Here is a 20,182-nt window from a genome sequence, read left to right on the forward strand (position 1 = left end):
GCTTGCCTGGGAACTCAATGGCCATTTCAACCAAGCTGGAGATGCGACAAAGTCAGTCGCTGATCATGACGCCGCAACTGATGCAGGCGATCAAGCTGTTGCAAATGTCCAATCTCGATCTCGTTGCCTATGTCGAAGCCGAGTTGGAACGAAATCCGCTTCTGGAAAAGAACGACATCGCCGAAGGCGGAGGCGAGGGGGATGGCGGCAGGGACGCCGCTGCAGACGCGTTCGGCGATGGCGCGGACAATCAGACCCGCCAGGGCGACGAGCCCGATACAGGCGACTGGATGCAGAACGATCTGGAAACCGGGTCGGAGGCCATTGCCTCACGCATGGATACCGACCTGGGCAACGTCTTTCCCGACGAGCCCGGCGTGCCTGCATCGCCGGATCCGGCTCTTCTGAAGGCCGGTGACAGTTACAAGAACGCCGGCAGCAGTGGTGCTTCTGAAGATTACAATCTGGAGGCCTTCGTTGCCGACGAAGCCTCCCTGGTCACGTCTCTTGAAGAACAGATGCATCTGGCGATCGGCGATGAAGCCGACAAGCTGATCGCGACCCACCTGATCAACTCGCTTGATGAAAACGGCTACCTTTACCTGGATTTCGATGAGACGGCGGAGCAGCTCGGGGTCGAAACCGAACGGCTGGAAAGCGTTCTGGCCATCTTGCAAACCTTTGAGCCCGCAGGCGTGTTTGCGCGTAACCTGGCCGAATGCCTGAAGCTGCAGCTCATCGACAAGAACCGCTACGATCCGGCCATGGAAGCGCTGATCGACAATATTGAACTGCTGGCCAGACGCGATCTGCCGGGGCTTCGCAAGGTTTGCGGTGTCGATGATGAGGATCTGGTCGAGATGATTGCGGAAATCCGCGCACTCGATCCCAAGCCTGGCAGTCTCTTCGGATCGGCGCTGGTGCAGCCGGTGGTGCCGGATGTCTTCGTGCGCCCGGCCAACGACGGCACCTGGGCGATCGAGTTGAATTCGGACACCCTGCCGAAAGTCCTCGTCAATCAGACCTATTATGCCAAGGTCATCAAGACGGCCCGAAACGAGACGGAGAAGGAATATCTCACCGACTCGTTGCAGACGGCCAACTGGCTGGCCAAGAGCCTCGATCAGCGCGCCCGTACGATCCTCAAGGTATCGACAGAAATTGTCCGGCAGCAGGACGGGTTTCTCACCTACGGCATCGCCCATTTGCGTCCGCTCAACCTGAAGACCGTCGCGGAAGCGATCGGCATGCACGAATCGACAGTCAGCCGGGTGACCTCGAACAAGTTCATGGCGACCCCGCGCGGCATCTACGAGCTCAAGTACTTCTTCTCGTCAGCCATTTCCGCAACGGTGGGCGGCGATGCCCATTCGGCGGAGTCGGTCCGGCACCGGATCAAGCAGATGATCGATGCCGAAGATCCGAAGTCGATCCTTTCGGACGATACGATTGTCAAAATTCTGAAGGACGACGGTGTCGATATTGCCCGCAGGACGGTCGCCAAATACCGCGAAGCCATGAAGATCGGTTCGTCCGTTCAGCGCCGACGTGAAAAAAACGTGCGACTTTAAGTCCTGATGTGATCTGCCGTTAGGGCTCAATGGTGCAATATTTAAAATGTTTCAGAGATTTCCACTGAAACAATACAAGGCAATTACACGGCTCTTTTTCAACTTTGTTTCTTTAATTCATAATCAATTGACTCTTTGAGCGAGCGCAATTATAGCACCGCCCTCGTGACGTAAACAGGGGATGGCGCTTCGGCGCTGACTGGTCCATTCTGTAAGCTTGAAACGTCTCGCGTTTCAACACCGGCGGCAACGCCGGTGACCTATCGGTCAATAGAAAAAGAAGAGGTCCCCATGGCTTTGCGGATTTCGGGTAAGAATGTCGATGTAGGCGATGCACTGCGCGTCCACGTCACAGACCGAATCGAAGACGCTCTGGAAAAATATTTCACAGGCGGCTTCACAGGCCACGTTACGCTCAGCAGGGAGGGCACAGGCTTCAAGTCTGAATGCAGCCTGCATTTGGACACCGGTATTGTACTTCAAGTGTCCGCGCAGGATCAGGACCCGCGCGCCAGTTTCGATATGGCTGCGGAAAAGATCGAAAAGCGGCTTCGCCGCTACAAGCGCAAGCTGAAGGACCATCATGGCCCCAACGGCCACGACCGGGAGGCTCTGGAAGCAGCATCTTATGTGCTGGCTTCGCCCGAGGAAGACGAGGAAGTGCCGGTGGATTTCAATCCGCTGGTGATTGCCGAAACTTCCGCGAAAGTTAAAACGATGACCGTCGGTATGGCGGTAATGGAGCTGGATCTGACCGAAGCGCCGGTCGTGTTGTTCAAAAACGCGGCAAATGGCGGTGTCAATGTTGTCTATCGCAGGCCAGACGGCAATATTGGCTGGATAGATCCAGCATTGGTAGCCAATCAGGCTGCCGAATAAGGATGCGGATGGGGTCGGCTTCCTCAGGGAAGCCGGCTTCTGAAACTTGTAGGCGGACTAATGGATCTTGGTGATCTTCTGGGTAAAGACGCGGTAATTGCCGGGCTCAAGGCCAAAAGCAAAAAACAGGCAATTCAGGAACTCGCCGGTAAGGCGTCTGAACTGACCGGTCTTTCCGAACGGGAAATCTTCGACACGCTTCTTCAGCGCGAACGTTTGGGCTCTACAGGTGTCGGTCACGGCATTGCGATCCCGCACGGCAAGCTGACACGGCTCGACCGTCTGGTAGGACTGTTCGCGAAGCTGGAAAAACCAGTCGATTTCGATGCTCTCGATGATGAGCCGGTTGACCTGGTGTTTCTGCTTCTGGCGCCGGAAGGCGCTGGTGCCGACCATTTGAAGGCTCTGGCCCGAATTGCACGCCAGCTCCGCGACGGCGCTGTCACCCAGGGCATTCGCGCGTCCCATGATGCGCAAGAGATCTACGATCTTCTGACCCAGCCGTTGGCATCTTCCAACGCGGCTTAATCCGTTTCAAAGTCTCTGACGCAAAAAGACCGGCTGCAAGGCCGGTCTTTTGGTTCGTATGCGGCGCGTTCAGCCCGCAAGGAGGCTTTGGACGGTTCACCTGGTGTCCACCCAGCCCTCAATGGACTTGGCAGGTTCCAGTGCGCGAGCCTGATCCGTGTCAGGCCTTCGCCGGATTGGCATCGCCCTGAACGAGCCCTTGCTGCTGGACGGCGACCGCACCTTTGGTAAGCGCCGGCAGATGAAGGTCTGCGAGCTCTGCAGGGGGATTGGTCTCTTCGGGAATACGCCACAGGGTTGAACGGATCGCGATCTGGCCAAGCGTTCTGGTAGAGGTTGTCACCGCGATGACTGCTGCCAGAAGCGGCCCGATGGCCACGGGAATGACTGGCCACACCAGATCGATAGGCTGGGTGGAAAGCCAGGCAAGACCTGCAAGTCCGAAGAGTGTCTGCGGCCAGAGCTTGCGGGCCGCCAGCAAGACCGGCAGTCGTTGGACACCACGTGCCTGCGCACCCCAGCCGATGGTTTTGCCGAACAGGAGCCCGCCCATGAACAGCGAGTGCGCCACGGCCATGATCGGTGCCAGCATTGCCGAATAGACGATTTCCGCAAGAACGCTCACGACGACACGTATCGGCCCGCCGAAGGCCTTGCGAAGGTCCGGACGGGCGAGCACGTCGGCGACGGTTGCAAGTTTCGGCGCGAACACCATCGTCAGGACGGTGAAGAAGAGCAGGGCACCAGTGTCAGGGCGATATGGCATGTAGTCGGTGACCATGCCGAGGATGGCCGCCGATGTCATGAAGCCCAGCCACGCAGGAGAGCCGAGGAACATCAGGATAGCCAGCACCAGCTGCATCCGGCTAACGGGTTTGAGGCCAGGAAGCCCGATCAGCCGGCGGTATTGCAGGTTGCCCTGGCACCAGCGCAGGTCACGGCGGATAAACTCCAGCAGATGAGGCGGATTGGCTTCATAGCTGCCCGTTTCGAGCGGCAGTACGCGCACTTCGTAGCCGGCGCGGCGCATCAGGACGGCTTCTACCTGATCATGGGAAAGAATGGTCCCCGAGAGCGGGCCCTTCCCGGGCAGTTCCGGCAGACGGCAGCTTTCCTTGAACGGTTTGATCCGCAAGATGGCGTTGTGTCCCCAGTAGGGGCCGCAGTCACCCTGCCACCAGGCACTGCCGATGGTGTAGGAACGCATGCCAAGCCGCATGCCGAACTGGAAGACACGGGCAAAGGCGCTGTCTGTTGGAAGGCCAACCACAAGACTTTGCAGAATGCCGAGCTGGGGATTGGCTTCCATGCGCCGCACCAGTCCGACAATGGCGTCGGCCGACATGTAGCTGTCGGCATCCAGCACCAGTGCAAACTCGTGTCGATCGCCCCAACGTTCGCAGAAGTCTTCGATGTTGCCGGCCTTGAAACCGCGATTGTCCGTGCGCCGCCGATAGACCACCTCCATCTGGCCTTCGAAGCGATCTTTCAGCCGGGACGTCATCTGCTGCTCCTGAAGGGCAACGTCGTCCATATTGGTGTCGCTGAGCACATAAAGGGTGAACCGGTCTGCTTCGCCTGCGCGTATCAAGTGAGACACGATGGCGTTCAGATTGGTTTCCAGGCTTTCAGTATCTTCGTTGCGGACACAGGACAGCAGCGCTGTCGAGCTTCGCAGCGGCTGTGTGGGGTCGCCGTGCTCGATCGGGCAGACTGCATCAGCAGGGTTTCTGGAAAGCCGCATGATGAGGAGGCCGATCACCGCATTCCAGAAACCTATGATGGTCCAGGGCAGGGTGATCATGAAGCAGACAAGAATGAAAAGGTCGAGCGCCGTATATCCACCAGGAGAAAGCGTCAGCGTCATCAAGGTGGCGAGGCCGGCAAAACTGAGCCCGATAAGGGCCGCGAACGTCAAACGCCGTGCGGTCATAGGAGCAATTGATCCATTGAATTTTGGCATGTCAAAGACCCGAAACATTTTTTTGACTTCCAATCGGAGCGATCATCGCAATAGTGCGCATGTCAAAATGTCCTAACGTTGACAAAGGCAAGGGTTGATGACCGCAGAGGATAAAGGATGACCGCAGACGTACCGGTGACGCGCGACACAGGTAAACCGCAGGCGCTGTGGTACACCGAGCCCGGTCGATGCGGACTGGAGACTGTTTCCTTGAATGAGATGCAAACCGGCGAAGTGCTGGTCGAAACGCTCTTTAGCGGGATAAGCCGGGGAACGGAAGGCCTTGTCTTTCGCGGCGACGTTCCGTCGAGTGAATGGCAGCGCATGCGGGCGCCGCATCAAGAGGGAGATTTCCCGTTTCCGGTTAAATACGGATACGCAAACGTCGGCAGGGTCATTGCAGGAGACCCGGATCTCAACGGCTGTCTTGTGTTTTCTCTCTTCCCTCATCAAAGCGTCTTTACGCTCCCCTCCATGTCGTGCGTGCCGGTTCCCCAGGGCGTTTCCGCCGAAAGAGCCGTCCTGGCGGCCAACATGGAAACGGCACTTAATGCGTTATGGGACGGAAAACCATCACCGGGGGATCACATCTGCGTGGTCGGCGGTGGTGTCGTCGGTCTCTTGACCGCATACGTTGCCGGACGGTTACCCGGATCAAAAGTAACTGTCGTGGATACAAACCCTGACCGAGCGGAAGTTGCCATCGGGCTGGGTCTGGAATTTGCACTGCCGGAAGATGCGCCGGCTAACCAGGATCTGGTGTTTCACACAAGTGCCACGTCGGCGGGACTGGCGACGGCGCTTGCCTGTGCCGGCGACGGCACGTCCATCGTCGAGCTGAGCTGGTACGGCGCGCATGCGGTCACGGCTCCGCTCGGAGCAGACTTTCACTGCCGCCGCCTGAAGCTTGTTTCCAGTCAGGTTGGAACGATCCCGATCGACCGGCAGGCCCGCTGGACTTACCGCCGCAGGCTGGAAACGGCTCTTGGCCTCCTGGCCGATCCTGCCCTCGACCGTCTCATCACCCACAAGGTGGCGTTTGCCGAGCTTCCGGATCGTCTTCCCGATTTGTTGAACAAGGCGTCAGATGTGCTTGCCGCCCTCGTCGTATATGACGGAACCAACCAAGCCGTCATTTGAAAAGCTCTCAATTTTCCTCATGATTTCAGGATGATAAGATGTTTGCAGTTGAAGTACGCGATCACGTCATGATTGCCCACTCCTTCAAGGGAGAACTGTTCGGTCCGGCCCAGGCGTTGCACGGTGCCACGTTTGTCATCGATGCCGCGTTTCTGGCCGACAGCCTTGACGCCAATGGCGTGGTGATCGACATTGGCCGGGCGCACGATGCGTTGAAGGAAGTCCTGCAGCCTCTGAATTACAAGAACCTCGACGAGGTGCCGGAATTTGCGGGCATCAACACCACGACCGAGTTTCTGACAAAGCACATCCATGATCATCTGGCCAAGGCTGCCAGAGCGGACAAGCTCGGACGTCCGGGATCTGAACTGAAGGCGATCCGCGTGACGATTTCGGAATCCCACGTCGCGCGCGCCTGGTACGAAGCCGGGATCTGACAGCTCATGCCCGCACTTGTCTTTGCCTATCCGGGAGATTTTAACACACCGACCGGCGGTTACGGCTACGATCGCAGGATCGTCGCCGGTCTGCGCACGCTAGGCTGGGAAGTTGATCTGGTTTCGCTTGGGGACGGCTTTCCGTTTCCCACCAAAGAAACGCTTCGGCAAGCCGAAGCCCGGCTGTCGTCGGTGCCGGAAGGGTCGCTTGTTGTCGTCGACGGTCTCGCACTTGGTGTAATGGCGGGAGCCATGGAAAGACTGCAGGACCGGATCACTCTCATTGCGCTTGTGCACCACCCGCTCTGTGTCGAAAACGGTTTGTCGAAGGAACAGGCTGAAGCTCTTTTCCAGAGCGAAAACAAAGTGCTGGTTTTTGCCCGTCATGTCATCGTGACCAGTCCCGCAACAGGCACCCAGGTTGAAGAGCTTTTCGGCATATCTTCGGACCGCATCACCGCCGTTCTGCCCGGCACGGAAAAGCCTGAGCCGTATGAACGACCACAGAACGACGTCACGAGGCTGTTGTCGGTCGGCACCTTGCTGCCACGCAAGGGCTACGATCTCTTGCTGACCGCCCTTGCAAGCCTCAAGGAGTTGCGCTGGCATCTGGATATCGTCGGCGGGCTTGAGGCGGATCCTGAATGTTACCAGGTGCTTTTAAGCCAGGCGCGTGAGCTGGAACTTCTCGACAGGATTACCTTTCACGGGGCTGTTCCGGCGCAAGACCTTGGCGACTTTTATCGCTCGGCAGAGATATTCGTGCTCGCGAGCCGGTATGAGGGCTACGGCATGGCTTATACCGAAGCGCTTGCCCACGGTTTGCCGGTAATCGGTAGCGGTGGCGGCGCGGTGAAGGAAACACTTCCGGAGAAGGCTGCCATCTACTGCGGCGTCGAGGATGTCGATGCTTTGCGTGACGCGCTCGAAACACTCATCTCCGACCGCGAGAAACGTGCGGGATTGAGCACTGAAGCCAGAAAGGCCGCTGAACTCTTGCCGGACTGGACTGATGCGGCACGGAAGTTTGCAGACCTGTTGCAGGATAATGGCCGATGAGTGGTTTTTCACCAGCATGGCTTGCCTTGCGCGAACCGGTCGATCTGGCGGCTCGCAATGAGGACGTTGAAACCGCATTCTTCGCGGCTATCGGCAGTCAGCCGATGCGCATAATGGATCTCGCAAGTGGAGCAGGCTCGACTGTCTCGGCTCTTGCTCGGCATCGAAGCACTTCGACCGAATGGCTTTTGACCGACTACGATCCGGCTCTGTTGGAAGTTGCCAGGCAGCGCTGGCAGGACAGCGTAACAACGCGGCAGATCGACCTTGCGAGCGATCTGGAGGAGCTGCCGTTTGCCGAGGTTGACGCGGTGACTACATCCGCTTTTCTGGACTTGGTCGCAGAGCCGTTTCTTGTCCGGCTGGTCGATCAGGTCGTGAAGGCGCGAAAACCGTTTCTGGCAAGCCTGACCTACGATGGCCGCGCGGTGTTCACCCCGCAACTTCCCTTTGATGCCGCGTTGTTGGCCGCACACAACACGCATCAGCTGTCTGACAAGGGGTTTGGTCCGGCCCTCGGCCCGGCCGCTGCCATGCGTGCCATCGAACTGTTTCGGGATCGAGGCTACAAGGTGGTGCAGGGCCGGTCTGACTGGCAGGCAGACAGTTCGTCAGCGGATTTCCTGAAAGAGCTTCTCGGAGGCTGGTGCAACGTCGGCAGGGAAGTCGCGCTGGACGAGGCGGAACTGGCGCAATGGTGGTCGCAGCGGCAGGAACACATCACTTCCGGTCAACTCACTCTCAGCGTTGGTCACGTCGATTTCACTGCCATGCCGTAAGACACAGGTATCCGGCTTCCTCCCGGGACTTGTTGAAACCGGGTGGGCTGCCTAAACTGTGTGCAGGCAGGAGAGGAGAGGTGCGATATGGGCGCAAGTGATGAACGCTATAGCCCGATTGCCCAGCTGATCCATTGGCTGACCGCCATTCTGGTGCTGACAATGGTGCCTGCCGGCCTTGTCATGATCCGGATCGACAGCGGCCCCTTGCAGAACCAGCTGTTCGACTACCATCGCTCGGTCGGCATCGTGTTGATGATATTGACCCTGGTACGTCTCGGTTATCGGCTGACCCACAAACCCGCCCCCTTGCCGGAAAGCATGCCGCTCTGGCAGCAATTTGCCGCCAAGGCTACCCATGCCTTTCTGTACGGGTTTCTGCTGGTCAATCCATTCATCGGGTGGGTGGCTACCTCCGCCTACGGTGCGGCAATCTCGGTCTTCGGCCTGTTTACCATGCCGGCGATTGTCGCCAAGGACCGTGCGTTGGCAGACCAGCTTTTTCAGATTCATCTTGTGCTCGGGCTGCTCTTCACTGCCGCCGTGGTGCTGCATATTGCCGCCGCGCTTTATCACGGTCTTGTGCGCAAGGACGGTGTTCTCGGTAGAATGATTTAAGTTTTTGGAACGAATACTCTGCGGTAATGTTGAGTGTCTTGAAAGATTTTTTATGATTGAGGAAGTGTTAACTTAACAAATTTTAATAGTTCCTGTTTTGTAATTTTTTACCATGCCCTTTAATTACAGTTTATCGTTTTTTGGCCTAAATGACGTCTCGGAACCCAAGGACCGGTTCAAGTGTAACCGTTAGAAAATGGTAAGGACTAAAATGAAACAGACCATTCGGACCCTGCTGGCAAAACACGGCAATCTGCCGGTTTCTATCGACGACGTCGCGGACGGTGCTGACCTCTACGATGCCGGTCTGTCTTCGTTTGCATCCGTCCAGGTGATGCTGGCGCTCGAGGAAGAGTTCGATATCGAATTTCCGGAGCATTTGCTGAACCGCAAGTCTTTCTCCTCCATTGATGCGATCGACGCAGCTCTTACCGAAATCCTGAAAGAGCAGGCTGCGTGATCCATGACCGCCGCAGCCAAGATCACTGCCATGGGGTTGGCAGATCGCGCCAAGCGGGCCGCCAAGGTCGCTTCCGAGTTTGCCGACAAGGTTGATGTGGAAGGCCGCTTTCCTGTTGAAGGCATGAACGCCCTGAAAGCGGAACGCCTGATGGGTGTCATGATCCGTCCGGAATTCGGCGGGGAAGGTGCAACGCTGACCGAGATTGCTGATGTTTGCGCAATTCTTGGACAAGCCTGCGCGGCCACCGCGATGACTTATGCCATGCACCAGATCCAGATTGCCAGCCTGGCGGATTACGCCGTAGGCAGTGCCTGGCACGAAGGTTTCCAGAAGCGGATCTGCGATGAGCAGCTTCTGATCGCCTCAGCAACCAGTGAGGCGGGTATCGGCGGCAACTTGCGCAATTCGATCTGTGCGGTCGAGGTCGAGGGCGACACCGTGCGCCTGACCAAGGATGCGACCGTGATTTCCTACGGCGCCAATGCGGACGCCATCATGGTGACCTCCCGCCGGCATGTCGACGCGGCTCATTCCGACCAGGTTGCGACCATTTTCCTGAAGGATCAGTACACGCTTGAGCAGACCAGCAAATGGGATACGCTCGGCATGCGTGGAACCTGCTCCGACGGCTATATTTTCAAGGCGGAAGCTCCGGCCGACCAGATCCTGCCGCGCCCGTTTGCGGAGATTGCGGCCCAATCCATGCTGGCTGTTTCCCATCTTCTTTGGGGCGCGCTCTGGTATGGCATCGCTGCTGATGCGGTTGCCCGTGGGCAGGCATTCGTGAAGAACGCTGCGCGCAAGGCTCCCGGCCAGGTTCCTCCGGGAGCACTGCGTCTGGCGGAGGCGTCAAGCCTGCTGCAGCTGGTCAAGGCCAACGTTGTTGCCGGCCTGAAACAGTTCGAAGGCTGCAAGGGCGACAGCGATGCGCTCAATGCGATGAGCTTCTCCGTTGCCATGAACAACGTGAAGATCGGCACGTCACAGACGATCCTGACAATCATCAACCACTGCATGCTGATCTGCGGGATCGCAGGCTACAAGAACGGTACGCCGTTCAGCCTCGGACGCCACCTGCGTGACGCCCATTCGGCGCAGCTGATGATTTCCAACGACCGTATTCTGGGCAACACGTCCACGATGCTCCTGGTCAACAAACAAGACACCAGTCTTTTGGGGTAATGATGGACGCGCAAGTCTCTTTTCTGGATCAGCTCTTTGCCAAAGGCGTCCTGCATGACAGCGGCGTCGACGGCCTCTATGCCCGCAGCGGCGAATTTGAAGACGTTATTGCCCGTTTCGAAAAATTTGCCCTCACCTACGGTCAGGACGAGATCTCCGAAGCAATGGTGTTCCCGCCGGGAATGACCATGCAGGATTTCGAAACCAGCGGTTACATGAAGAACTTCCCGCAGTTGGCAGGAACAGTGCATGCCTTTTGCGGCAACGACCATGACCACATGGGGCTGTTGCAATGCATGGCGGCTGGCGACGACTGGTCCAAGGATCAGAAACCGACCCAGGTGGCACTGACGCCCGCTGCCTGCTATCCGCTTTATCCGATCCTCTCGCGCCGTGGTGCACTACCGGCCGAGGGAGCCTTCGTAGCGTTGCAGTCCTATTGCTTCCGCCATGAGCCTTCCAAGGATCCGGCTCGGATGCAGATGTTCCGCCAGCGTGAATACGTGCGTGTCGGTTCTGCCGAACAGACCATGGATTTCCGCGAGACCTGGAAACAGCGCGGCTCGGACATGATGGAGCGGCTGCAGCTCCCGCATAACGTCGATGTCGCCAACGATCCGTTTTTCGGCCGAGCCGGCAAGATAATGGCGTCCGGCCAGCGTGAGCAGGAATTGAAGTTCGAAATGCTTGTGCCGATCACGTCGGAAGAAAAGCCGACGGCCTGCATGAGCTTCAATTACCACATGGACAATTTCGGCAAGGCCTGGAACATCCGTCAGGCTGATGGAACGCCTGCCCACACCGCCTGTGTCGGCTTCGGTCTGGAACGACTGGCGCTGGCGCTTTTCCGCCATCATGGTTTCGACACGTCCAAATGGCCTGAAGGCGTCCGTGCCACGCTTTGGGGATGAGGGGACGCAACATGACGCAAGCCGTGTTTGACCGCTTCAATGCGGCGACCTACGTGCGTAGCCCGCTCCATTCCCAGGACCGGGACTGGCCCGAAACCAATTGCTATCTTGATGTCTGGATCGAGGTACTGCCGTCGCTTGGTCTGCCGGCGGAGGCTTGTCTGTCCTATTCGGTCACCCAGGATTTTGAAGGGGACCAGTTCACCTTCTTCAAGGTGCCGCTGGAGGATCTGGAAGCGCTTTATGGTCTCAAGGTCACGGAACTTGCGATCTACGACCGGGTGGAAGCCCACGTCCGGCAACAGATCGAACGCGGCCGCTTGTCACTGGTCGAAGTCGACAGCTATTTCCTGCCGGACACACACGGTGTCGGTTATCACGAGGCCCACGGCAAGACCACGATCGCAGTCAACTGGATGGATTTCGAAGCCAGGACAATGGAATATTTCCATGGTCTGGGCCTGCACCGGCTGGAAGGTGACGATTTCGACGGAGTGTTTCAGCGCGGCGCACATGAAAAGCCGACGCCGTTCCTGCCATATACGGAATTCGTGAAGGTTCCGGACACACTGCCAACGCCGGCTCACATCCTGAACGTTTCGGAAGGTCTTCTGCGCCATCACCTGAAGCGCCGCCCAAAGCAGAACCCGATTGCTGCCTTTGCACAGGTGTTCCCGGCACAGGTGGAAAAGATCTGCGAACGCGAGTTCGGCTTCTTCCACTTGTATGCCTTCAACACGCTGCGCCAGCTCGGTGCGAATTTCGAGCTGTTTTCGTCCTATCTCGAATGGCTGGTTGCGGAAGGCAGGGGCGATCTGACCGAGGGTGTGCAGATGGCCAAGACCATTTCCTCCACCTGCAAGATGGTGCAGTTCAAACTGGCACGCGCCGTCATGCGCAAGAAGTTTCAGGGGCTGGACGAAGGTTTGCTGCCGGCGATCAACGCCTGGGACAACCTGATGCAACTTCTCGACACCCACTACGGTGATCAGGAAACACGTTTTACTCCCGTAGTCAGCGCTGCCGGGGCTTGAATGATCGACCTGGGTGAAGTGACCTGGGCGCTGTCAATGACAGAGCCCGGTGCCTTTGAAACACCGCTTTCGACGGGGCACCAGTGGGATTTCGTTCCGGCACACGTTCCGGGAACCGTCGCCGGTGCTCTGACGGATGCAGGACTTTACGACCCGGAAAATCCCGTTCCCCTTCATGGCAAAGACGTCTGGTATGAAGCCTGGTTCGACGCCCCGCCGGGCCGATATCGCTTGCACCTGGAGGGGTTGGCGACCATTGCCGAGGTTTACCTGAACGACGTTGAGGTGCTGTCCAGCCGGAACATGTTCCGCAAATACAGTGTTCCCGTGGAACTGGCCGATCGCAACGTTCTGAAAATCTGCTTTCGCGCGCTAGAGCCGCACTTGAACGCAAAGGGACCGCGCGCCCGGTGGAAGCCTCAGTTGGCAACCAGCCAGGGGCTGAGGCTCGTGCGGACGACGCTTCTCGGTCACATGCCCGGTTGGTGCCCGGAAATCCATGCGGTTGGCCCATACCGCCCGATCTGGCTCGAACCCCAGACAACACCGCGTATTGTTGAAAAGCATATTCTTGCGGATCTGGCCCCGGATGGCACAGCCGCGCTGTCAGTTACGGTCAGGCTCGAAAATACGGATGCCGTTCCGGTGCTGACCTGCGCGGGAGCATCGGCGAAGATGAGCCTTCAGGACGACGGTTGCTATGCCGCGACCGTCCGTCCTGAGGGCGCCAAGCCCTGGATGCCGCACACACACGGCGAGCCTGCGCTTTACGACGTAACCGTTCAGGCCGCTGACAATACTCTTTCACTGGGCAAGACAGGCTTTCGCCGGATCGAGGCGGACCACGGTGCTGATGGACGCGGCTTCGGACTGAAGATCAACGGTGTGCCGGTCTTCTGCCGGGGCGCCGTCTGGACCAATGCGGATCTGTTGAACCTGTCGTCCAGCCGCGAAACCTATCGCCCGCTGTTGGAAAAAGCCCGGGACGCAGGCATGAACATGCTGCGCATCGGTGGGACGATGCTTTACGAGAGCCGCGCCTTCCTTGAGCTATGTGACGAATTGGGCCTGCTGGTCTGGCAGGACTTTCAGTTCGCCAATTACGATTACCCCGTGAAGGATGCCGCCTTCGTCGCGGAGGTCGAAGCGGAACTGCGCGATCAGCTGGATGAAAGCATGGGCAGCCCTTCACTTGCCGTTCTGTGCGGTGGAAGCGAGATCTACCAGCAGGGCGCCATGATGGGGCTTTCCGAGGATCGCTGGAAGGGGCCGCTGTGCGAGGAGATCTTGCCTGCTATTGCCGCGGAACTGCGGCCGGATGTGCCCTATGCAGCAAATTCGCCATGCGGCGGGGTCCTGCCATTTTCACCTAACGACGGCATCGCCCACTATTACGGCGTTGGGGCGTATCTGCGGCCTCTGGATGATGCAAGACGGGCCGATGTCCGCTTTGCAGGTGAGTGCCTCGCGTTTTCCAATATTCCCGTCCAGCAAAGCCTGGAAGAAGGATTGCCGGTGAAACCGGGGCATGATCCACGCTGGAAGGTACGGGTGCCGCGTGATCGTGGAGCCGGTTGGGACTTCGAGGATGTGCGCGATCACTATCTGAAGCTGCTCTACGGTGTCGATCCGGCCGCACTTCGCTACGGCGATCCGGACAGATACCTCGACCTCGGACGGGCGGTTACCGGTGAAGTCATGTCCGACACCTTTTCCGAATGGCGACGGCCCGGTTCCAATTGCCAGGGCGCACTGGTCTGGACCCTTTCCGACCTCTCGATTGGTGCCGGGTGGGGACTTGTTGATGCAGCCGGACGGCCCAAACCCGCGTGGTATGCCCTCAAGCGCGCATTCAGGCCGGTAATTGCCTGTGTCACCGACGAAGGCACGAACGGCCTTGCCATTCACGTCCTTAACGAAAGGGCAGAGGAAAAGCCGGTCAGGATTAGCATTGCCTGCCTGAGGGATGGCCAGGTGCCGGTGGTTTCAGGAGACAAGGAGCTGTTGTTGGCTCCGAACAGTGCGCGGACGCTCAATGCGGTGGACCTGATCGGAGCCTTCTTCGACGTCACCTACGCCTATCGTTTCGGCCCACCCTCGCATGATGTAACCGTGGTACGTCTGTTCGATACGCAAACCGGAAAACTCATTTCCGAGGCGCATCATTTCCCTCTCGGCCGAGCACTGCATCGCCATTTCGATGCGCCCGAGGTGAGTGTGGAACTTGACGAGGCCGGCAGTTGGTCACTGATGATCCGTGCCAAGCGCTTCCTGCAATCGACCGTCGTTGCCATTCCCGGATTTGAGACGGAGGACAACTGGTTCCATCTGGCTCCGGGCGAGGCAAAGTGCATTCATCTGCAACAAACACCAGACGAAGAACGCGATGATCAGGCAGCCCCCAAAGGGCAACTTACGGCCTTGAACTTCGCCGGGCGCGTGCCCTTCTGACGCCTTTCTGGAAGCGACGGATCAGCCTGCGGTTTCGTCTGGTTCGGGCGCAGGTGCCTTTGTCCAGAAAATGAAGAACCAGGTGCCCGCGGTCAAAGCAATCTGGACGCCAAAGCGGAAAAGTGCTGCGCCGGCCAAGCCTCCTAACGCAGCGCCAAGGCTGACGACGGGTATCAGCAGGAGGCTGGTGCTGATGAGCAGCGCCATCCGCACGCGTTGACGACCGGTGGCTCGCAAGATGTCCGCCCCTACACCGGAAAGCCCCATCAGGAGCGGATAAAACGCAAGGCACATAACGACTGTCGGTGTTTCTGCGAAATCTTCACCCAGAACAAGGGGAATGAAACCGGCGATCAGCAACAGGAAAACTGCGACCGGCAGGGCGAGGAATACCGTCACCGGCAACAGCTTGACGCCGAAAGCAAGGCTGCTTGCCTGCCCATCTTGTGCCTGGCGAAAATGGCGGGTGTAGGTTGCATAGAGAAACGCTCTGACGGGCGCTGAGGCTGCGTCGATGATGCGGAACCCGGCTGCGTACTGCCCGCCTGCATCTGCGCTCAAAGTGTGAACGACCACCGGCTTGTCCAGATCCTTCATGCCGCCGATGGCAAAAAACTCGATGCAATAGAGAAGGCTGAGTTTCAGGTCGTCCCGGATCAGGGTGAAGGTCGGCCGGCCGAGATCACGCAGAACAAGCCAGCAAGCCGCAACAGCAGACAGAATTCCGGCGGCGAAATACCACCACGCCCATTCCTGTAGCGTGAGACTTCCGGGGAGAAGCGTGGCAACGAACAGGAAAGCGAGTTTCAACGAAGCAGCCAGAACATTGATGACAATCTGTTTTCTGGCCCGGTCGAAGGCCATGTAGGATTGCGCGGACAAGATCACCAGTTTTGTGAGGAGCAGATCCGAAACAGTGACAATCGCGATAGTCGATAGCGGAACGGTATCGCCGATGAGGACGTACAACAAAGCGATTGTCCCGGGCAGGACAAACGGAAAGGTAAGTCCCATCATGATCAGGGAATGCCCGAGGTATCTGCCGAAGGACTGAGGCTCAACCGCGACCCGCTGGAGGAGAAGGTATTCACTGCCCAACCCGACCAGGAAACCGGCCATGATCGAGACACTGACGATGGTGATGAACAGACCGTAGTCTGCTGCTCCCAAAGCGCGCGAAATGAACAGGAAAAAGACGAGCTGAATGACGAGCAAGAGACCAAAATTAATCGTGTAGGAAATTGTATTGGCAACAAGCGGGCGTCGTGAGAGGCCAAGGGCCTTGTCATAAAGCGTGCGAAATTTTCTCGATGCCGAACTGGAATTCATTGACACGAAATTGCCTCGAGGCGTGGGCCGTTGATCGAAAAAAGCTGGATCCGTGGCCGCTGGCCTTGGACCGCAGGAGCGGATTTTGTGTATCTGCCCCCCGGATAAGTCACAACAGAAACTAGGTGCCAAACCTGACTGCGCCGTTAATAGTCGGGCAACGCGAACCTGCACAAACTATTTTAACTTCCCTGCGTCAAGGATCTGGCGTCCTGTTCGAAAAGGCGGAGAAAAAATGCTGGCAAAAACGCAGGTTCTCACATTCCACGGTATTGGTGTACCAGCGGTGCCTGTTTCGCCGGAAGAGAGCCATTACTTCGTCCCGATAGAGACTTACCAGCGCACAATTGAACGCCTTCCTGCACTTGAGCAGAAACACGGAGTGAAGCTGGAAATCACCTTTGATGACGGCAACCTGTCTGATTACGAGGTTGGGTTGCCAGCCCTTGTGGAGGCGGGTCGGCCAGGTCGTTTTTTCGTTCTGGCTGCACGTATCGGGGCAAAGGGCTATCTGACCGCGGAACAGATGCGGGAGATTGTTTCGTCGGGATCGGTCATCGGCAGCCACGGCCACGACCATGTCGACTGGCGCAAGCTGGATGCCGCCGGCTTTCAACGGGAGCTTTATGACGCTCGAAAGAAAATCGAGGATGCGGTAGGGGCTGCTGTCACAGAAGCGGCGATCCCGTTCGGTGCTCTGGACGCGAACGTTTTGCATCGTCTCAAGGAAGCCGGGTACCGACGGGTCTTCACAAGCACACCAGGACTTGCCTATCAGACGGCATGGTTCTGTCCGCGCTTTTCGCCTGCAAATGGCTTCGACCCGGATCGTGACATCCCGCCGATGTTTTCGGCCAAGAAGCGCCTGAAAAGCTCCCTCTATGCCTTCGCACGGCGCGCGAAATTCCGCATTTGAAGGCATGTCCGAGGCGTAGGCGCCAACTGGTTCAATCCGGTTTTCTGTAGAGCTCTGCAAGGGGCAGGTTGAATACAGCGCGCAGCTTGCCTGTATTGAGCGCAAGTTTTTGCCGCATCCGGAAAGATCGTCCTTTGTCGAGAAGCCGGAATGCGAGCGCTAAAACACCGGCAACGGCACATTTTGCCAGTGCTCCAAATGCGAAAAAAACGTGCCAGAAAGGGTCTGGATGCCGGGCGAGGCGCATCTGGCCATAGGATTGGCCTGACCGTGTCGCGCGGCTGAGAATGAACTTCGTCGACAATCGGTCTTGTGGAACATGTTCGTGCGCAATCGCTTCGTCCGTGGCAAAGATACGTGCCCCGCGTTCGGCTGCTTGAGCAAAGAAGATGGTGTCTTCGCCACCCGTCCGGCCATAGGCTTCATCAAATCTCAGTTCCAGCGCACGAACAAAACCAACCCGCACCAGCGTGTTGCCGCCCCGGCCGGTGTAAAGCCGTTTTCCCCGGTGCCCCCAGTCGGTGTAAAGCGGGTTCGCACGCCGCATCCACTCGGGCGTATTGTCCGGATAGCGTGGTTTTACCGGGCCGATCACGACGTCTGCGTTGAAGTCTTTCTGGCAGGCGAAGAGTTTTTCCAGCCAATCGCGCTCCACCCATTCGTCGTCATCGACAAATATCAGCCAGTCGCCATCAGCTGCATCGAGCAATGCGTTGCGGGCTGAAGAGATATTACCGCTCGCCACAGCAAGACAGGTCACATCCAGCGACTTGATGGGATGACCGGCAACGAGTTTGGTCGCCGCACCGGATTTGGAATCATCGGCCACCAGCACGTTGAGCTCCATCCCGACCGGTTTGGTCACCGCCGCCAGGGAACGTAACGTATCGAGCAAGGTTTCACGGCCAATGCTCGCTATGGCGACGGAAACTTTTTCCATTCAGACTGGGCTCCGAAGCAGAGTTGGAAGCAATCAACAGGATGTGAGACGATCTTTTAATGCACCAGAAGTTCCTGCAGCATTATTAAACAATGGCTTAGAAAAAAGGCGCAAGATGCCCCGGAATTTGGAAGGACCGCCTTTCACCCGCCATGAAGCTGGAGCTCGCACGTGATATGAACCGGCAAGGTTTTGATACCTCCTCTGCTACACCTGTTGCCGGAACGTCTGCTGTGGCCTTGCCGATCTCGTTCGATGGGCTTGCTGGTTATTTTCATCAAGCTGCGGGAGGAACAGCAATCCTGCTGTTGAGCCCCTGGGGGTATGAAGAGCTGTGTTCCCGGAAAAGCTACAGGATGCTCGGCGAAAAATTTGCTGCATCCGGGTACCCATGTCTGCGGTTCGACTATCCGGCTACCGCGAATTCACACGGTGACAGCGCGGACATTCAGGACAAGTCGGCATGGCAGGCTTCCGTTCGAACAGCCCTTTCCGAACTCAAGAGATTGGCAAACCCGGATCGGGTTGTCGTGGTCGGACAGGGGATAGGTGCAAGTCTCGCAAGCAACCTGGCAGCAGACGGAGAGATTGCAGGACAAGTGCTACTGGCGCCAGTTGCCCAGGGACGAGCTTATCTGCGGGAACTCGCAGCCTGGACTGCGTTGACGCAGCCGACGTTCCTGGTCAGTGCGTCGGATGGTCCCGAGGGTGGGTTGATGGCAGGCGGTTTCGTGCTCTCGGCCGCAACGGCCGACGAAATCAAATCGCTCAATCTCTACAAGACGGAATTGCCCTCCGGATTGAAAACATTGCTTGTTCAAAGGGCCGACCATCCGGGCGATCAGAAACTTGCAGACCACTACGCCGAAAACGGATTGGAGTTCGAGAGCCTGTCGTTTGAGGGGTACGTCGACTATGTGTCCGACCCGACCCTGTCCGTCCCCCCGGTTCAAACGCTGGATCGGATCGTAGCCTGGGTGAAGGCCAATTTCCCGGCAGGGCAATTGGAGACTGCAGCTCTTGCCGAAATCTCTGCCGTGTCGGAGCCGTTGCCAGATGTCGAGGAGGAGGCGCTGCGTTTCGGGCCCGACAAAATGTTCTTCGGCGTGCTCGCGAGCCCCCGTGGCAAATGTGCGGAAACGGCGGTGATCATGCTCAATTCCGGATATGACCATTCCATTGGCTGGGCACGCATGTCGGTCGGCTTTGCCAGGTCTCTTGCGGAAAGCGGCTGCGCGGTTCTGCGCACGGATCTGGCCGGTATCGGTGAGAGCTGTTATTGGCCGGATCAGCCGTCCCAGGTTCTTTATTCTGACAGGCAACTGGAGGATGTCAGAGCCGCCGTCGGGTTCGTCAAGGAACGGACCGGGGTGAAAAACGTTATCCTGTTCGGCCGTTGCAGCGGTGCCTATCTCGCCCTTCTGGCGGCTGCAGACGATGACCGCGTCACTGCGGCCTTTTTGGTGAACTCACGCAAACTGGTCTGGGATCCGGACGAAAACGTGGACAAGGCTATCCGTGAGCCGATCCAGACGCTGTCTAGTTATGGACGCAAGGCGGTCGATGCAGAGACCCTGAAACGGGTTCTGTCAGGGGAAATCAATCTGGTTTCCGCTCTGAAAAAGGTAACCCGGCCTGTGAAGTTGAAGGTCGACCGAACCCTGGCACCTGTTCTAGGCAATCTGTCACGCCATTACCGGCTCTTCAAGGTCCTGACCGGTCGCCTTCAGAAACTCGAGCAGCGTGATGTCCCAGTGTCTCTCGTTTATAGCGATAACGACCGGGGGCTTCTTGAGTTGCACAACTGGTTCGGCGTCGACCGGCATGGATTGAAAGCCTATCCGAACATCGAGATGCACGGCCTGCAGGATGCGGATCATAACCTGACACCTATCGCCGCCCGTCAACAGATGTTCGCCCTGTTGACTGACTTCGTTGCGAAAGTTTCCGCTTCAAGATCTCGCAAGTGATGCGTCAGCTGA

At 57.8% G+C, this 20,182-nt stretch carries 18 protein-coding genes; 15 read left to right on the top strand and 3 right to left on the bottom strand.

The features are described 5' to 3' along the window. Positions 1–17 precede the first annotated feature (17 nt). The 3 genes from rpoN (at position 18) to ptsN (ending at position 2,978) form a co-directional block, all read left to right on the top strand. A complete protein-coding gene (gene rpoN, locus ACVDG9_RS06335) occupies positions 18–1,571 on the top strand; it encodes an RNA polymerase factor sigma-54 (RefSeq protein ID WP_023001647.1) in 1,554 nt (517 codons plus the stop codon). Positions 1,572–1,862: 291 nt separating this feature from the next. Continuing rightward, entirely contained in the window at positions 1,863–2,450 is a 588-nt protein-coding gene (hpf, locus tag ACVDG9_RS06340) for a ribosome hibernation-promoting factor, HPF/YfiA family (protein ID WP_023001646.1), read from the top strand. 60 nt (positions 2,451–2,510) lie between these two features. Then, positions 2,511–2,978: a PTS IIA-like nitrogen regulatory protein PtsN gene (ptsN, locus tag ACVDG9_RS06345; protein WP_023001645.1), complete on the top strand. Its 468-nt coding sequence runs from the start codon at positions 2,511–2,513 to the stop codon at positions 2,976–2,978. A 160-nt stretch (positions 2,979–3,138) separates the two neighbouring features. On the opposite strand, the gene mdoH is transcribed toward ptsN, so the two are convergent. After that, positions 3,139–4,911 (bottom strand): glucans biosynthesis glucosyltransferase MdoH, encoded by a 1,773-nt coding sequence (gene mdoH, locus ACVDG9_RS06350; RefSeq protein WP_209168577.1) that lies wholly within the window; start codon positions 4,909–4,911, stop codon positions 3,139–3,141. Between the two features lie 147 nt (positions 4,912–5,058). Here mdoH and ACVDG9_RS06355 point away from each other — a divergent pair, with 147 nt between their 5' ends. From ACVDG9_RS06355 to ACVDG9_RS06400, 10 genes are all read left to right on the top strand, one after another. Further along, entirely contained in the window at positions 5,059–6,081 is a 1,023-nt protein-coding gene (locus tag ACVDG9_RS06355) for a zinc-dependent alcohol dehydrogenase (protein WP_077290550.1), read from the top strand. A 38-nt stretch (positions 6,082–6,119) separates the two neighbouring features. Beyond that, the gene (locus ACVDG9_RS06360) at positions 6,120–6,518 is read left to right on the top strand and encodes a 6-pyruvoyl trahydropterin synthase family protein (protein WP_055658347.1); all 399 of its coding nucleotides are present in this window, start codon (positions 6,120–6,122) and stop codon (positions 6,516–6,518) included. Positions 6,519–6,524: 6 nt separating this feature from the next. Then, positions 6,525–7,577 (top strand): glycosyltransferase family 4 protein, encoded by a 1,053-nt coding sequence (locus ACVDG9_RS06365; RefSeq protein ID WP_447237553.1) that lies wholly within the window; start codon positions 6,525–6,527, stop codon positions 7,575–7,577. Beyond that, complete coding sequence (locus tag ACVDG9_RS06370; RefSeq protein WP_447237554.1) at positions 7,574–8,356, top strand: class I SAM-dependent methyltransferase; 783 nt, start codon at positions 7,574–7,576, stop codon at positions 8,354–8,356. Before ACVDG9_RS06365 ends, ACVDG9_RS06370 begins: the two co-directional genes overlap by 4 nt. A gap of 87 nt (positions 8,357–8,443) precedes the next feature. Then, positions 8,444–8,974, top strand: a complete 531-nt coding sequence (locus ACVDG9_RS06375; RefSeq protein WP_447237555.1) for a cytochrome b — start codon at positions 8,444–8,446, stop codon at positions 8,972–8,974. A gap of 211 nt (positions 8,975–9,185) precedes the next feature. Continuing rightward, entirely contained in the window at positions 9,186–9,434 is a 249-nt protein-coding gene (locus ACVDG9_RS06380; RefSeq protein WP_006933785.1) for an acyl carrier protein, read from the top strand. A gap of 3 nt (positions 9,435–9,437) precedes the next feature. Continuing rightward, positions 9,438–10,619 (top strand): acyl-CoA dehydrogenase family protein, encoded by a 1,182-nt coding sequence (locus ACVDG9_RS06385; protein WP_023001638.1) that lies wholly within the window; start codon positions 9,438–9,440, stop codon positions 10,617–10,619. Between the two features lie 2 nt (positions 10,620–10,621). Next, complete coding sequence (locus ACVDG9_RS06390) at positions 10,622–11,530, top strand: amino acid--[acyl-carrier-protein] ligase (protein ID WP_447238291.1); 909 nt, start codon at positions 10,622–10,624, stop codon at positions 11,528–11,530. A gap of 11 nt (positions 11,531–11,541) precedes the next feature. After that, positions 11,542–12,564 carry a DUF1839 family protein gene (locus ACVDG9_RS06395; RefSeq protein WP_447237556.1) on the top strand — a complete coding sequence of 341 codons (1,023 nt, stop codon included), beginning with the start codon at positions 11,542–11,544 and terminating at the stop codon, positions 12,562–12,564. Further along, positions 12,565–15,015: a glycoside hydrolase family 2 protein gene (locus tag ACVDG9_RS06400; protein WP_447237557.1), complete on the top strand. Its 2,451-nt coding sequence runs from the start codon at positions 12,565–12,567 to the stop codon at positions 15,013–15,015. Positions 15,016–15,036: 21 nt separating this feature from the next. On the opposite strand, the gene ACVDG9_RS06405 is transcribed toward ACVDG9_RS06400, so the two are convergent. Next, on the bottom strand, positions 15,037–16,344 hold the full coding sequence (locus ACVDG9_RS06405) for a lipopolysaccharide biosynthesis protein (RefSeq protein WP_447237558.1): 1,308 nt from the start codon (positions 16,342–16,344) through the stop codon (positions 15,037–15,039). Positions 16,345–16,579: 235 nt separating this feature from the next. Between ACVDG9_RS06405 and ACVDG9_RS06410 the strand changes: the two genes are divergently transcribed. Further along, positions 16,580–17,260 carry a polysaccharide deacetylase family protein gene (locus ACVDG9_RS06410; RefSeq protein ID WP_077290543.1) on the top strand — a complete coding sequence of 227 codons (681 nt, stop codon included), beginning with the start codon at positions 16,580–16,582 and terminating at the stop codon, positions 17,258–17,260. Positions 17,261–17,291: 31 nt separating this feature from the next. On the opposite strand, the gene ACVDG9_RS06415 is transcribed toward ACVDG9_RS06410, so the two are convergent. After that, entirely contained in the window at positions 17,292–18,200 is a 909-nt protein-coding gene (locus tag ACVDG9_RS06415) for a glycosyltransferase family 2 protein (RefSeq protein ID WP_447237559.1), read from the bottom strand. Between the two features lie 356 nt (positions 18,201–18,556). On the opposite strand from ACVDG9_RS06415, the gene ACVDG9_RS06420 reads away from it, so the two are divergent. Continuing rightward, positions 18,557–20,170: an alpha/beta fold hydrolase gene (locus ACVDG9_RS06420; protein ID WP_447237560.1), complete on the top strand. Its 1,614-nt coding sequence runs from the start codon at positions 18,557–18,559 to the stop codon at positions 20,168–20,170. Positions 20,171–20,182: the final 12 nt, after the last annotated feature.

Source organism: Roseibium sp. RP-7 (genome assembly GCF_053005225.1).

Excerpts from the sequence above, each read along its gene's own strand:
- ACVDG9_RS06385 (WP_023001638.1), top strand. The coding sequence starts at position 9,438 with ATGACCGCCGCAGCCAAGATCACTGCCATGGGGTTGGCAGATCGCGCC.
- ACVDG9_RS06370 (WP_447237554.1), top strand. The coding sequence starts at position 7,574 with ATGAGTGGTTTTTCACCAGCATGGCTTGCCTTGCGCGAACCGGTCGAT.
- ACVDG9_RS06375 (WP_447237555.1), top strand. The coding sequence starts at position 8,444 with ATGGGCGCAAGTGATGAACGCTATAGCCCGATTGCCCAGCTGATCCAT.
- ACVDG9_RS06405 (WP_447237558.1), bottom strand. The coding sequence starts at position 16,344 with ATGAATTCCAGTTCGGCATCGAGAAAATTTCGCACGCTTTATGACAAG.
- ACVDG9_RS06355 (WP_077290550.1), top strand. The coding sequence starts at position 5,059 with ATGACCGCAGACGTACCGGTGACGCGCGACACAGGTAAACCGCAGGCG.
- ACVDG9_RS06420 (WP_447237560.1), top strand. The coding sequence starts at position 18,557 with ATGCTCGGCGAAAAATTTGCTGCATCCGGGTACCCATGTCTGCGGTTC.
- ACVDG9_RS06395 (WP_447237556.1), top strand. The coding sequence starts at position 11,542 with ATGACGCAAGCCGTGTTTGACCGCTTCAATGCGGCGACCTACGTGCGT.
- ACVDG9_RS06400 (WP_447237557.1), top strand. The coding sequence starts at position 12,565 with ATGATCGACCTGGGTGAAGTGACCTGGGCGCTGTCAATGACAGAGCCC.
- ACVDG9_RS06390 (WP_447238291.1), top strand. The coding sequence starts at position 10,622 with ATGGACGCGCAAGTCTCTTTTCTGGATCAGCTCTTTGCCAAAGGCGTC.
- mdoH (WP_209168577.1), bottom strand. The coding sequence starts at position 4,911 with ATGACCGCACGGCGTTTGACGTTCGCGGCCCTTATCGGGCTCAGTTTT.
- hpf (WP_023001646.1), top strand. The coding sequence starts at position 1,863 with ATGGCTTTGCGGATTTCGGGTAAGAATGTCGATGTAGGCGATGCACTG.
- rpoN (WP_023001647.1), top strand. The coding sequence starts at position 18 with ATGGCCATTTCAACCAAGCTGGAGATGCGACAAAGTCAGTCGCTGATC.
- ptsN (WP_023001645.1), top strand. The coding sequence starts at position 2,511 with ATGGATCTTGGTGATCTTCTGGGTAAAGACGCGGTAATTGCCGGGCTC.
- ACVDG9_RS06380 (WP_006933785.1), top strand. The coding sequence starts at position 9,186 with ATGAAACAGACCATTCGGACCCTGCTGGCAAAACACGGCAATCTGCCG.
- ACVDG9_RS06365 (WP_447237553.1), top strand. The coding sequence starts at position 6,525 with ATGCCCGCACTTGTCTTTGCCTATCCGGGAGATTTTAACACACCGACC.
- ACVDG9_RS06415 (WP_447237559.1), bottom strand. The coding sequence starts at position 18,200 with ATGGAAAAAGTTTCCGTCGCCATAGCGAGCATTGGCCGTGAAACCTTG.
- ACVDG9_RS06360 (WP_055658347.1), top strand. The coding sequence starts at position 6,120 with ATGTTTGCAGTTGAAGTACGCGATCACGTCATGATTGCCCACTCCTTC.
- ACVDG9_RS06410 (WP_077290543.1), top strand. The coding sequence starts at position 16,580 with ATGCTGGCAAAAACGCAGGTTCTCACATTCCACGGTATTGGTGTACCA.